This window comes from Acinetobacter sp. YH16038, from assembly GCF_013417275.1.
In the GTDB taxonomy this organism is placed as follows: domain Bacteria; phylum Pseudomonadota; class Gammaproteobacteria; order Pseudomonadales; family Moraxellaceae; genus Acinetobacter.
Genome location: NZ_VPEG01000050.1, coordinates 1 through 11,972, shown reverse-complemented (window position 1 = coordinate 11,972; position 11,972 = coordinate 1). Strand labels below are relative to the sequence as shown.

At 32.6% G+C, this 11,972-nt stretch carries 16 protein-coding genes; 9 read left to right on the top strand and 7 right to left on the bottom strand.

Going from position 1 to position 11,972, the window contains the following annotated elements; all coding sequences use genetic code 11:
- The 4 genes from FTV34_RS17800 to nadS all read left to right on the top strand — a co-directional run.
- Positions 1-272 (top strand): hypothetical protein (locus tag FTV34_RS17800; protein ID WP_218949373.1); only part of this gene is annotated, 272 nt, incomplete at its 5' end.
- A 60-nt stretch (positions 273-332) separates the two neighbouring features.
- On the top strand, positions 333-533 hold the full coding sequence (locus tag FTV34_RS15335) for a hypothetical protein (protein ID WP_163146734.1): 201 nt from the start codon (positions 333-335) through the stop codon (positions 531-533).
- A gap of 189 nt (positions 534-722) precedes the next feature.
- Positions 723-1,043: a type II toxin-antitoxin system RelE/ParE family toxin gene (locus FTV34_RS15330; RefSeq protein ID WP_002126330.1), complete on the top strand. Its 321-nt coding sequence runs from the start codon at positions 723-725 to the stop codon at positions 1,041-1,043.
- Positions 1,036-1,308 (top strand): NadS family protein, encoded by a 273-nt coding sequence (gene nadS / locus FTV34_RS15325; protein WP_004676016.1) that lies wholly within the window; start codon positions 1,036-1,038, stop codon positions 1,306-1,308. The genes FTV34_RS15330 and nadS overlap by 8 nt, the downstream gene beginning before the upstream one ends.
- Positions 1,309-1,386: 78 nt before the next feature.
- Here nadS and FTV34_RS15320 read toward each other — a convergent pair whose 3' ends face one another.
- The 3 genes from FTV34_RS15320 to FTV34_RS15310 are packed head-to-tail and all read right to left on the bottom strand — an operon-like array spanning position 1,387 to position 3,303.
- Positions 1,387-1,962 (bottom strand): hypothetical protein, encoded by a 576-nt coding sequence (locus FTV34_RS15320; RefSeq protein WP_121973990.1) that lies wholly within the window; start codon positions 1,960-1,962, stop codon positions 1,387-1,389.
- Positions 1,963-1,967: 5 nt separating this feature from the next.
- The gene (locus FTV34_RS15315) at positions 1,968-2,318 is read right to left on the bottom strand and encodes an STAS-like domain-containing protein (protein ID WP_121973991.1); all 351 of its coding nucleotides are present in this window, start codon (positions 2,316-2,318) and stop codon (positions 1,968-1,970) included.
- On the bottom strand, positions 2,311-3,303 hold the full coding sequence (locus FTV34_RS15310) for a hypothetical protein (protein ID WP_121973992.1): 993 nt from the start codon (positions 3,301-3,303) through the stop codon (positions 2,311-2,313). The genes FTV34_RS15315 and FTV34_RS15310 overlap by 8 nt, the downstream gene beginning before the upstream one ends.
- 442 nt (positions 3,304-3,745) lie before the next feature.
- Between FTV34_RS15310 and FTV34_RS15305 the strand changes: the two genes are divergently transcribed.
- Both FTV34_RS15305 and FTV34_RS15300 read left to right on the top strand, forming a co-directional pair.
- Positions 3,746-4,255: a hypothetical protein gene (locus tag FTV34_RS15305; protein ID WP_046206310.1), complete on the top strand. Its 510-nt coding sequence runs from the start codon at positions 3,746-3,748 to the stop codon at positions 4,253-4,255.
- 27 nt (positions 4,256-4,282) lie between these two features.
- Positions 4,283-4,618, top strand: coding sequence for a hypothetical protein (locus FTV34_RS15300; RefSeq protein ID WP_180070730.1), 336 nt, complete (start codon positions 4,283-4,285; stop codon positions 4,616-4,618).
- A gap of 19 nt (positions 4,619-4,637) precedes the next feature.
- Here FTV34_RS15300 and FTV34_RS17980 read toward each other — a convergent pair whose 3' ends face one another.
- Positions 4,638-4,829 carry a hypothetical protein gene (locus FTV34_RS17980; protein WP_127801720.1) on the bottom strand — a complete coding sequence of 64 codons (192 nt, stop codon included), beginning with the start codon at positions 4,827-4,829 and terminating at the stop codon, positions 4,638-4,640.
- A gap of 1,539 nt (positions 4,830-6,368) precedes the next feature.
- On the opposite strand from FTV34_RS17980, the gene repM reads away from it, so the two are divergent.
- Together repM and FTV34_RS15290 are read left to right on the top strand one after the other, a co-directional pair.
- Positions 6,369-7,292, top strand: a complete 924-nt coding sequence (repM, locus tag FTV34_RS15295) for a replication initiation protein RepM (RefSeq protein WP_151206973.1) — start codon at positions 6,369-6,371, stop codon at positions 7,290-7,292.
- 60 nt (positions 7,293-7,352) lie between these two features.
- Positions 7,353-7,919, top strand: a complete 567-nt coding sequence (locus FTV34_RS15290; RefSeq protein WP_228722426.1) for a plasmid replication DNA-binding protein — start codon at positions 7,353-7,355, stop codon at positions 7,917-7,919.
- Positions 7,920-8,661: 742 nt separating this feature from the next.
- On the opposite strand, the gene FTV34_RS15285 is transcribed toward FTV34_RS15290, so the two are convergent.
- From FTV34_RS15285 to FTV34_RS15275, 3 genes are read right to left on the bottom strand one after another with little or no spacing between them, the layout of a single operon-like run.
- Positions 8,662-9,456: a tetratricopeptide repeat protein gene (locus tag FTV34_RS15285; RefSeq protein ID WP_163146729.1), complete on the bottom strand. Its 795-nt coding sequence runs from the start codon at positions 9,454-9,456 to the stop codon at positions 8,662-8,664.
- An 11-nt stretch (positions 9,457-9,467) separates the two neighbouring features.
- On the bottom strand, positions 9,468-10,238 hold the full coding sequence (locus FTV34_RS15280) for a hypothetical protein (protein ID WP_180070728.1): 771 nt from the start codon (positions 10,236-10,238) through the stop codon (positions 9,468-9,470).
- Between the two features lie 29 nt (positions 10,239-10,267).
- Positions 10,268-10,975 carry a type IV secretion protein Rhs gene (locus FTV34_RS15275; protein ID WP_163146731.1) on the bottom strand — a complete coding sequence of 236 codons (708 nt, stop codon included), beginning with the start codon at positions 10,973-10,975 and terminating at the stop codon, positions 10,268-10,270.
- A 92-nt stretch (positions 10,976-11,067) separates the two neighbouring features.
- Here FTV34_RS15275 and FTV34_RS15270 point away from each other — a divergent pair, with 92 nt between their 5' ends.
- Positions 11,068-11,766 (top strand): hypothetical protein, encoded by a 699-nt coding sequence (locus tag FTV34_RS15270; RefSeq protein ID WP_163146736.1) that lies wholly within the window; start codon positions 11,068-11,070, stop codon positions 11,764-11,766.
- Positions 11,767-11,972 lie beyond the last annotated feature (206 nt).

Below are 11,972 nucleotides of genomic sequence, written 5' to 3'. Positions count from 1 at the left end.
TAATAACTAGTAGTCTTGCTCTTGCATATGATCCTACAACGCCTTCATATTATTTAACGAAAGAATTGTGTGCAGAATATTATGCAGACTGTATTGATGTCTATGGGTCTGCTGGTAGCGGTGGAATGTCAGAGTGTGGAAACTCTTTAAATACATGCATCACTACAGGTGATTGGAATCCACCAAATCTTCCTGTACCATCATCGGATAGATTATTAAACCTTTTTAGTTCAGAAACTAGAGAAGCTACAACAAGATATACCACGGCCTAATAAATCAGGATCTCAATGTAATATGATTGGGATCCTTACCAACATATATAGAAGAGAAAAATGGATCAATTAAAAAAAATAAATGATGATTTGTATCAAGCTGCAATATTATTAGACAGTATTCCTAGTAAGATTCAATCAGATCCATCACTAGAAAATAGAGAAAATATCTTACTGATAGGAAAAGCTCTCAGTCATATTTTTGAACTCCAAAATAATATTTATAAAATTCGCCCTGATTTAAAAAATAATAATCAGTAATAACAGTTATTTATAGTATTTTTTAAGAAAGATAGCGGCTCATTTGAGAATATAAAAGTAATATTCTATTTGTAATAGTTTCTCTGAAATTAACATAATACGGATTATACGAAACGAGAGTTATCAGCTCTCGTTTTTTGATACAGAAACTGCTAGAATCCTTATACGCCATTGACGTACAAAGAATCTATGTTATTCATTGAAACCAGCATCTTTACCAAGCAAATCAAAGACCTTGTATCTGATGAGGAATATCGTCAACTTCAACAAGATCTATTGGTTCAGCCTGATAAAGGTGACTTGATCAAGAATGGCGGTGGCATTCGAAAAGTACGTTGCGCTCAAGGTAATAAAGGCAAAAGTGGCGGTATCAGAGTAATTTACTATTGGGTAAATGAGGATGATCAAATCTTTTTCTTGGTGGCTTATCCAAAATCTGTAAAAGATAATCTCACGGATAAAGAAACCGCCATTCTGCGCCAACTCGTGAAGGAGCAATTTCATGGATAACAACTTATTTGATGACTTAGTTGCTTCGATTAAAGAAGCTGGAGCAATCAAACGCAAAGAGATCCAAGCAAGTCGAACAACCGAACTTGAATTACCTGATATTAAGGAAGTCCGAGAAAAAACTGGTTTAAGTCAAAGCGAATTTGCTGCACGTCTCCACATCAGTCATCGCACCCTGCAAAACTGGGAACAAGGCCGACGCTATCCGACAGGACCAGCGGCAACATTAATTCGAATCTTAGATGCACATCCTAGCCTTATTTAAAAAAATGCATTAAAAATGGGAGCTTAGCTCCCATTTTTTGACTTCGTATAACGTGTATTATGTTAATTGTAGGAAATCTTAAATATATTTTCTTAGATGTTTTTCAAGAATGTTAGAAAGTATTGTAGATGAATGAATTATCCTATCTATTAGCTCTTCCGACTCTTCTTTTGTCATTGTAGATGTCTTATTTTCAATTATGGTATCAAATGTAATTAACTCATAATAATCAGAATAGGCTTTAAGAGCTTCTCTTTCATATTCCTTCAAAAATTTCATCTTTTTTGAAAAAAGAAGAGCTGAAATTGGTCCACCATAGGGAAAATTATTCACTTCGGATTTTAAATAAGTTAAATATAAGGAAACTTTTTTAATATCTTTAAAAGTTTTTTGAGGATCATCATCTAAGAAAACATTAATACATGTTTCATTGGTCTTGATTAACAGATCATTAGCAGACTTGATTGATTTCATTAATAAAGAGTTTTTTATTCTGAATAAAAACACATATACAGGGATAGCAACTGTAATAGCTTTAAATATAGGAGCTAGCCAATTATAAGGAATAAGATCAGGTTTTATTAATACGCTACAAATGGAAAAAAACCACAAAAGCAGAAGTGACGTCCAAACAACATATAGTTCCTTATCCATATGATTTATTTCACTTTACTTTCAGCGTCATTAATATACTTTTCTATTCTATCAGTAATAAGTTCTTTTAAGTCATCATCTACCACTATCTTTAGATGTCTATTTAAATCAGATTTACGATAACCATTTTTACGAATTAGACCACCAAAAGATTCTTCTAGATAAGAAGATCCAGCTGTAGATATACCATTAAAATCTAAAACAAGAATTTGGTTTGGATTCGTTTTTAAAGATTGGAAAAAAGGTAGTAGAACTTCTTCTCTAAATCGTTCACCACTATGTAGACCATCTTTTCTAGCTCTACCCATAGGTCTTGGATAATATTCTTTAGCCACATCATATTTGATTTCAAGCATAAGTTTTACTCGCGACTAATTTCACATTATTCAAAGGAATTTCCCATCCTACAGTTGTACCTTCAATAGCATCTTTGTAGTCTTTTAAACCAGCGACAGATGACCAAGCCCCTTTTCTACTTAGAACTATCACATTTGCACCATCTACATCAGATTCAACCTGCATGATATCATTAAAGCCTTTTCCTCGATGGTACTCTTCTGTTGCAGATCTTCTCCATTTTGTTGCTATTTCAATCAATTGAGAGTCATTTTTACCAGTAAAGAGTTCAATTGGATTAATAGATAAACGATCTCTTAGCTTAACTGGAATAGTTACCGGAATAGTTTTTCCTACATCTGATACCACGATCAGACATGTATTTTTCTCTTTATCTATGCAAAAGAATAAAAACCATTTCTTATATTGAGCATTTTCATCATAGGCATGATTGATCACATTACTGATTGCTTCAGCAATAGCATTTTGTAAAACAAATCTAGCTCTTCTATCTGGTAAGATCATAGCTATTTGCTCTTCAATCTTTTCGTATTCCTCGCCTAAATCAGCGCTATCTCCCGATAAACACTCCCATCTATCAACAATATTAATAGTTTTACCAACATAAGGAGGCTGTTTAATAAGACTATGAATGCCTAATCTAGAGAACATAGCTTTTACTACATCCTTATCAGAGGTTCGTCCTAGTAATTCTTTTTTATTTTTTAACTTATCCAATTGATGTAAAAGGTAAATAACGCCTTCTGGCAACAATAGTTCTACATCCTTAAAATTAAGATATAAACTCTTATTAGCTCTATCTCTCAGCTTTATTTTTCTTATAGTTTCTAGAAATTTTTCTCTATGACCCATTTTAGCTAATGAGATTACAGATGAAAATTTTATTAAGCCGATATAAGTATGTGATCTTTTTTTACCTTCCTTTCTTATTTTTAAATCTGATTTTTTCTGACGAAGAATAGCTTTTTGATTAGGCTTTTTCACAAAAAATCCTTGTTTTTTAGACGGTAATCGAGCAGATATGATCTTATACAAATGAACTAATAAAAGAAATATATAAAAGGATTTAACATAAAATCTCTTATGCGAAATCTCAGGCAAAAATCCCAACCAAGGGTTGGGAGAGATAAAAATTGACCCTAAATCACGTGGCTAGATAGGTCATAATTATTTTATTAACTTTCCGCCTTGCTTAAGAACAATATATAAAAAATCTAAAATACATAAAACTGATAACACTAAGAATAATGATCGACTTACCAGATAGCCAATTTGTTATAAACATATAATCTAGAGATTGAAATAAAATAATAGTGTTTTTTTTCATTACTTTAGCTATACAAATCTGGTTTTTTATGTCCTTAGACATACTTGAAAAATACTCTATTCTTATGACCTTTTAAAATATAATTTGTCTGAGCAAATCATGAAAATATTTTTCCTTACTTTAGTTGCTTTAGCTTTAACAGCATGTTCCAAACCTCATGATAAATATGTTGGTTACTGGCAACTTGAAGATACAAAATATCCAAAAGTTTTAGAAATCTATAAAGAGGGCAAAGAAACTTACATCGTAAATGAGAATATTCTTTCAGAAACTGATTGGTTTGGAAATAAAAAATCAGGAACGGTTTTAGAGAAGAAAGAAAAAGAACTTGGTGTGAATAACGGTTTAGCAGTTATCACATTCAACTTATCTGATGATGGAAAAACACTGCGAATTAGTAATCAACGCTATACCAAAATTAGTGAAGATGATGCAAAACAGATGATCACACATAAGAAAAACTGCGAAAGCTTAAGATTGAAATATAGAGAGGAAGCTAAAGCATTCAATATTTTTGCGCGAGATGCTCAAAAAGTCGAACAGGATAAAATTAAAGATAACTATCGAGAGCTCCAGAAAGAAATTCCTAATTGTAGTTTTGGAATCTAACTTATTTAAATATATTTAGGAAAATTTATGAAAAATTTCAAATTATTACCATTGTTATTTGCATCTCTTTTTGTAGGATGCGGCACAGTCGGAAATATGGTCATCCAGGATCAAACTTTAGAACAAAAGGCAGCCTTTGCTTTAAATACAACTTCAGACAAAGTGGCCATATCAAATAGACAAGGATCTATTGATGGCACGATAAACTTTGTAGCCACTGTAGGAAAAAAATCACATCAATGTTATATCACAACAGTTGGAGGAGCTATTAGTTCCCAGGCAGTTTGTTCGGGTTCTAATTCTGTAAAACAAAGTAGTGATAACCAATGTAACGCTCTATTGAAAGCAGCAGGCCGCTGTTAATTTTATGCAAAAGCTCAGGTTAATCCTGAGCTTTTTGTTCAATCTCATCATTGTCCAAAAACGTGCCTGGATTCGTGAGCATAATCTTTTCTTGGCACTGATCGCATACCAACAGTCCTACAAAAAGCTGTACATTTTTTCTTGATTGACAAAGAGTACAAGCCCTCGGAAACATTATTGTATTTGCCGTAGTGGTGATATGAGTGCTCATCATAATTCCTAGAATAAGAGTTCTCACTATCTTCTCTTAAACTTCTTAGCTTGAATATTGAAGAAGATCCATTTTGAGAACTTTTGTAGAAAATAGATAAAGAACTCTGTGATATTGAATACTCTCAAGTTTTTAACTACTTTTAATGTCTAAAATAAGAAATCAATTTAGGCTCTAAAGCCTCACTTAAAATCTATCAACTGAGTGATTTTTACAGGTTTAAATTCCTAAAAAATATGTCATGTATGATTTGTTAAATTGACCGAATTGACAGTTTTATTGCTTATCGAAAAGTGCGCAGATTATTTTAATTAATTTTCAATAACTTATGCTGTTTTTATGGCTTTTACCTGCGCAAACTTGATTTTCAATAACTGCGCAGGGTATTTATCTATATATATTAATTACTTATGCTGTTTTTTTCCATTTTTCGAGCGCAGATAGGTGCGCACCCTATTTTTCATTAAATAACAATTGCTTAGAGCATTTTTATTGGTTTTTTGAGCACAGAGAAGAGCGCAGCAAATTAATAAATAAAATCAATAACTTATTTTAAAAAATGCGCTTTTTGCTGCGCAGCTTTCTAACACACAAAATAATTACCCAAACCCTTACAGCATAAGGATTTGAAGGTTGTCATCGTTAGATGCGTGGTGTGTGACAAAAAAATCCCGGCGTGTGCCGGATCCTTGATTGGAAAATTGGCTAAAGTGACGTAGGGCCGGTGCTTGGTTTTGCATGGAAAAAAGTATTTATTTCTTGGTTTAGAAAAACGTAAAAAATCAATTTTTTGTCCATTCATCCAGGTTAAAAATTTCAACCCAAAACTTTAATTATGAAAAGCTTCATAGAAAGCGTTCAAATGCGATTTAAGAGCCCCTACCTAAAAAGCATAGATCTCATAGCGAAAAACAGAAAACAGCTCAAAAAACGCAAATGAGAGCGAAATAAAGAGGTATTTTGACTTTAGATAGATGCATAGAGCGAGTGTCTACGAGCGAACTATCAAAATTTGCGCCTAGACCCTCTGAAAAACATTTTTTTGCCCTCTTTAGCCTAAGAAAGCGTAAGTTTCATGCAGAAATTTGCTCCTGGACCGAGCGTAGCGAGTAAAAAAGTTTTATGAGCGAAGCGAATTCCGAGTTTCTTTTGCTTTTTCTTAAAGTCACGCAAGTATTAACCAAAAAATTGCCCCAACGAACTGAGCGAAAGCGAAGTTCAATAGAGTTTGAGCGAAGCGAAAACCAAGGGCAATTTTTCATTCCCTGGGCTTTTAATTATTTTTAATCTTTTAAATGCTTTTAGGTAAGCTGAAAGCTTTGTAAATAAAGGCTTCCAGACTTCATATGACTACGTTTACCTACCAATATGACTACGTTTACCTACCAATATGACTACGTTTACCTACCAATATGACTACGTTTACCTACCATAAGTCTACCTTATTTATTTTGTAGATTTAACCATGTTTACCTTGCATTAATCTACAGATTTATTAATATAGATTTATATTCATAACTAATAAGATAGATAAATAAAGTGCGGGATTTAGTAGTTAAAGATAATGCATTAATTAATGCGAGTTATAACTTAGATTTAGTAGAACAGCGTTTAATCTTATTAGCTATTGTTGAAGCAAGAGATAGTGGTCGAGGCATTAATGCCAATGATCCATTAGAAGTCCATGCTGAGAGCTATGTAAATCAATTTAATGTTGCAAGACAAACAGCGTACCAAGCGTTAAAAGATGCTTGTAAAGATCTATTCGTACGCCAATTTAGCTATCAAGAAATCAATAAGAGAGGAAATGTAGAAAATGTTTTAAGCCGCTGGGTCAGCGAGATTAGATATATCGATGATGAAGCAACCGTGAAGTTAATATTTGCTCCTGCAATTGTCCCACTTATTACACGTTTAGAAGAGCAATTTACTAAATATGAATTACAACAAATTAGTAATCTCAGCAGTGCGTATGCTGTGCGGTTATATGAATTGTTAATAGCTTGGCGCAGTACAGGCCAAACTCCTATTATTGAACTAGCAGAGTTCAGGCAAAAAATAGGTGTTCTTGATGATGAATATACAAGAATGGGGAATTTCAAAGACCGAGTATTAAATTTGGCTATTGCTCAAATTAATGAACATACAGATATTAAAGTCCAATGTCAGCAACATAAAAAGGGACGTAATATTTCTGGCTTTTCATTTACCTTTAAACAGAAAAAGGTCGTTATAGCTAACAATAAAAAGCAAACTACTCTTGAGATTTTCTCAAAATTTACTGATGCACAGCGACATTTTTTTGCTAATAAGCTATCTGAGCTTCCAGAAATGAATAAATATTCTCAAGGTACTGAAAGCTATTCGCAGTTCGCAGTTCGAATTTCTGAAATGCTAAAAGATCTACAAAAATTTGAAGAACTACTGCCATATCTAGAGAAAGTAGGCTTTAATGCAAAATAAAACTCATGTTCAGATTGGATGTTCATATGAACATTCCTGTACACATACTGAGGGACTCCATTGAACACAACAAAATTCAGCGTTATGGACGCCAGTAAAGCGTTTAAAAAGTCTAGAACAACAATTTATGAAGCTATAAAAAGTGGCGAATTATCAAGGGATAGTGATGGACTCATAGATCTATCGGAATTAATAAGAGTTTATGGAAATCCAACTGGTGTTCAGTCCAGTACACGTATTGAACAAGTCCAGAAGGATGCACCTGTACGTGTACAGTCCGAGATCGAAAATGTTCTAAAAGATCAGATTGCTTTACTTAAAAATCAGTTAGATTTAGCAAATCAAAGAGAAAAGTCTTTGATGCAACATATTGAAGATCTTACTCATAGAATTGAGTTTAAAGGCACCTTAGAACAGCCAAAACAAGAAAATACTAGTAAGCTAAATGAATCTACTAATCTAAATATAGCAACAGATCCTCGGCCAGAGATTGAGTCGAACTATGACGCATTGACTACTCCTGGTGAAGACAATAAGCGTATACCTATTCCAGAACACGTTGAACCGGAACCTAAAAAAAGGGGATTATTGGGTCGTTTAGCTCGGGCAGTTTTTACAGATGAGTAAGGTTTTATTGTTGTTTTTAGCTAAACAAAAGTGTGGAACATTGCTTGTTTATTGAGCGTGGAACATGAATAATCAATAAAAAGCCGTTCCAGTGCGCTGAACCCTGGAACGTCTTAGTATAAGTTTATGATTTATATCGAATAAAAAACAGCATTTCGTATAAGGTGTATTATGTTAATTTTAGATATTAAGAAATTAACATATAGTCATTAATTAGAGCTAAAATAATTATATGAAAAAATTTTCACTTTTTTTACTTTTAATAGGCTTCATAATTATTTTAGTTACTTTAATAAAATCAAATAAATATGATAATAAAAGTATAGATTTGAATACATGGCAAAAAATTGAAAAATTTCAAATTTTAAAAACACAAATATCTTGCTCAAGTTCACCTTGGCGAAAAGGTATAGACAGAACTGCTAAGATGAATGTTGAATACATGTATAAATATCATAACAAAATTTATTATCGTAATGCTCAAAATGTCTTAAGCATATATAGAATAACGTTATTAGAGTCATGTGACGATCTAAAAGTTAAATTAGAAAATGCCTGGCACCAGTATAATACGGATAAAGTTTTATCCGTTTATATATCTAGCATAGGTAATGAAAGTAAGTTTGTAATCAAAGAAAATCAATTCACATTTAGAAAATCTTTAATTGCTTTGATCTTGTTTGAAGCGCAAGGAGTCATACTAATATTAGTTATCATATTGATATTAACTTGCCTAATTACACTACTTAGAATTAGATATTGATTCTATTTTTTTTAGTGCATCCCCAGCATCTTTATAACCATTCTCAAATGCCCGTTGAAACCAATATTTTGCTTTTTCTAGATCATTATAGGTATTCGCATACATATAACCCAAATTATTTTGAGCTATAGGAAAATTCTGGTTTGCTGCTTGTATATAAAGATCGAGCGCTTTTTTTTCATCTTTTGGAACTATAGCTCCTTCTTCATATATGTTGGCTAAATTGTATTGAGCATCTGGTAAATTCTGTTTAGCCGCATCGGTATACAAACTAATGGCTTTATTGATATCTTTTTCAATACCATTTCCATCAAGATATGCATTAGCGAGGCTGAATTGAGCCCGAGCATATCCTTGTTTTGCAGATAAGTTATAATAATCTAAAGCTTTTGTTCGATCTTTATCTACATAATATCCATTGTCATACATTACACCTAAATTATACTGAGCTTCAGAAGAATTTAATTTAGATGCTTCATTAAACCAATAATAAGCTTTAGCTTCATTTTTTTGTGTACCTATTCCTTTGAAGTACATACCTGCTAAATCATTTTGAGCAACTACAGAACCTTCATTTGCAGCTTTTTCAAAATATTCTAAAGCTTTTTGAAAGTTTTGCTTTACACCATCACCTAAAAAATATTTTTGACCTTGTTTATATAAAGACTCTGATTGAACAAGATTTTTTTCTTTCTGAGGTACAGTCTTTGTACAACCATTAAGACTAAATACACTCAAAAACACTAAAAAAAAAGCTATTTTTTTTACATTCATTTTTCATTCACTTAGTCAGAATATTTTATCTGCCATTCTCGCATAGGGTCTTTTTCTATTTCTCTATCTCGTCGTTTCTTTTCTGCCTCCCCAGCATTTTCATTCAATTTCTTCTGAGCATTGATATATATTTCAGCCGCTTTTATTACCTCACCTCTTTTTCCAATTTCTTCACCTGCATTTTCTCCAGCTGACTTCATACCGTACTTAACTGACAAGCCAGCGATACCACAGAGGGCTAAACCAACCCCAACTTGTCTCGGATCTAATGAACGAACAGCATTTTGTGAGCATCTGCCAACAACTCCAAGTGCTAATGTTTCACCAGCTTTTTCACCAGCTTTTGAAAGCACCAACTTTGATGTTTGTTCTGCTAATTTTTCAGCATCCTCATCATGAATTGCTAAAATTATTTCTGCCCCATCTGATACCATTCCACCTTTAGTACCAATTTTATCAATTTTTTCTACAGCTTTTTTTGTATTCAGAACACTCGTATGCTGATTTCCATTAAAGATATGACCTGAAGACTTTCTACTATACACCTTAAATTCTGTAGCTTTTTTTAAACGCTCTTTACTCAATAAGGGAACATTTTTAGAATGTAAAGCTCCCCATCTAATATTATAATTCTGTGCTTTCATTACATCTGCAGTATCTTTTACATACCCAGCCCAATCAGATGCAGTTGATACTCCTGATACAACGTTATCAAGATGCTCTCTTTTTAAAACAAGCGTTGGTCTGCCATTTTTATTGACCTTTTGTGATTCATCAGCCATATCATAATTTCCTTAACGCAATGTCTTAATCAAAGTTTTTCTGAATAATTACTTCTTAAATAATCACCAGGATCTTCAGATTCTTGTAATAACTCAATTTCTTTCAGAATTTTTGGACTAATGAGAATAATTTCCCTTACTAAATTATTTTCTATTCTAGTAATAGGCTTGAACTCATCTTTTGTAAGATATTTAACTGAAAGTAAGGGAAATTCTACTGTATTGCATAGAAATTTAGCCTCACCATCTTTATTTGTTCTATTTATTAAAATAGTCTTGTTATTTTCATCACTTAGTTTGAACTCTAAATTTGCAATAGGTTCACCAATGAGATCAACAAACTTAATTAAAATCTCATCATCCATCGTTCCTGAAAAAGTATTTATATAGTAATGCCATTCATCGCCACCAACTAAAATTTTTACTTTTTCCGATTGATTTGATTTTATCCGTTCTGTTCTTCCATATTCATCAAGATTTCCTTTTTGGAACTGTCCATTTTCTCTAACGACTGAATATTTTAAGTCGCTAATATTATTTAGTTCATCAGTTTTAAATAAATTGTATACATCTAATTTATTACTATATGGAAGCACAACATTTGGCATTTCAGGTAACGAAAAGTTGACTTTACTTCCTTGTTTAAATAAATGCTGCCCTGCTTTAGCCTCAAACTTTGTCGGGGTAATAATAGTTATCCCATCTTTATTAATGATGATCTGAGATCCACCAGCCATAGATTTACCTATTTCTTATAAATTTATAAAAAATTGAGCCTGAATTTAGCGTAATATAAATGATTAATAATTCAATGATTTTTAACCAAAGCATGACATTCATCATCGCTATTCAACTGAATGATAGCATCATTGTCACTACAGACAATAAGCAAGTTGTTTTAACAGAAACAGGTGATGCTCAATTCGATCCTAAAAAAACCACAAAAATTCATCCATGGGATCAAGGCATTATTACAGGGACAGGTGAAAGCTATGTGGTGACAAGATCGATAGAATTTTTTAAAAGATTAGCGCATTCAAACATTGCTAAACTCCCCCAATGCCTCGATATTTCTAGACAGATAAGAGAACTCAAAGTAGGGACTGACTACTTTCAAGTCGAGAACACGAAATTACTCTGTTCTCGTTACACTGAGCATGGTGCACAACTTTATACGATACAACGCTTTGAACCATCACAGCCCTATGAGCTTAGCCCACTACAGCCAATGAATATTACAGTATGGATGTTTCACCCCATTATTGAAGCTATTTCTAGCGACTTAAAGAACCTCTATACTGATCTAAAAGACTATGCGACCTTTAATAACAAAGTAGATTGGATGAATTACTATCTCAATCGTCTGGCTCCCATTTACCAAAAACAAAGTCAACAAGATCCATTCATGAGCCAAAGCTTTGATTTCTTTTTTCAGACGAAGGATGAATATGTGTTTGGCCATATTCCCAACACCCAAAAGACAGCACTAGAATTCAAAGAAATTTCATCGAATATTAAGTCTATTTAACATAATGGTGATTATACGAAGTACACTTGTATATTAATATAATTATCAATTACTTAAAATTTTAGTCATGACTAAGAAATCAGCAAAAAGTCGCTTTTGTAATAAGTTGGTGAGTTTTTAAGCGAATATGTAACATTTTGCCATTAAAATTGATTAAAAAACGATCAATTTAGCAGTCAGCGCCCATTTCATACGGATCTAGGTTC

What these genes read in the sequence shown, in the direction of transcription:
- nadS (WP_004676016.1), top strand. Translation starts at nt 1,036, where the DNA reads ATGGATAACAACTTATTTGATGACTTAGTTGCTTCGATTAAAGAAGCT.
- FTV34_RS15275 (WP_163146731.1), bottom strand. Translation starts at nt 10,975, where the DNA reads ATGGCTGGTGGATCTCAGATCATCATTAATAAAGATGGGATAACTATT.
- FTV34_RS15315 (WP_121973991.1), bottom strand. Translation starts at nt 2,318, where the DNA reads ATGCTTGAAATCAAATATGATGTGGCTAAAGAATATTATCCAAGACCT.
- FTV34_RS15320 (WP_121973990.1), bottom strand. Translation starts at nt 1,962, where the DNA reads ATGGATAAGGAACTATATGTTGTTTGGACGTCACTTCTGCTTTTGTGG.
- FTV34_RS15280 (WP_180070728.1), bottom strand. Translation starts at nt 10,238, where the DNA reads ATGGCTGATGAATCACAAAAGGTCAATAAAAATGGCAGACCAACGCTT.
- FTV34_RS15300 (WP_180070730.1), top strand. Translation starts at nt 4,283, where the DNA reads ATGAAAAATTTCAAATTATTACCATTGTTATTTGCATCTCTTTTTGTA.
- FTV34_RS15305 (WP_046206310.1), top strand. Translation starts at nt 3,746, where the DNA reads ATGAAAATATTTTTCCTTACTTTAGTTGCTTTAGCTTTAACAGCATGT.
- FTV34_RS15330 (WP_002126330.1), top strand. Translation starts at nt 723, where the DNA reads ATGTTATTCATTGAAACCAGCATCTTTACCAAGCAAATCAAAGACCTT.
- FTV34_RS15270 (WP_163146736.1), top strand. Translation starts at nt 11,068, where the DNA reads ATGACATTCATCATCGCTATTCAACTGAATGATAGCATCATTGTCACT.
- FTV34_RS17980 (WP_127801720.1), bottom strand. Translation starts at nt 4,829, where the DNA reads ATGAGCACTCATATCACCACTACGGCAAATACAATAATGTTTCCGAGG.
- FTV34_RS15285 (WP_163146729.1), bottom strand. Translation starts at nt 9,456, where the DNA reads ATGAATGTAAAAAAAATAGCTTTTTTTTTAGTGTTTTTGAGTGTATTT.
- FTV34_RS15335 (WP_163146734.1), top strand. Translation starts at nt 333, where the DNA reads ATGGATCAATTAAAAAAAATAAATGATGATTTGTATCAAGCTGCAATA.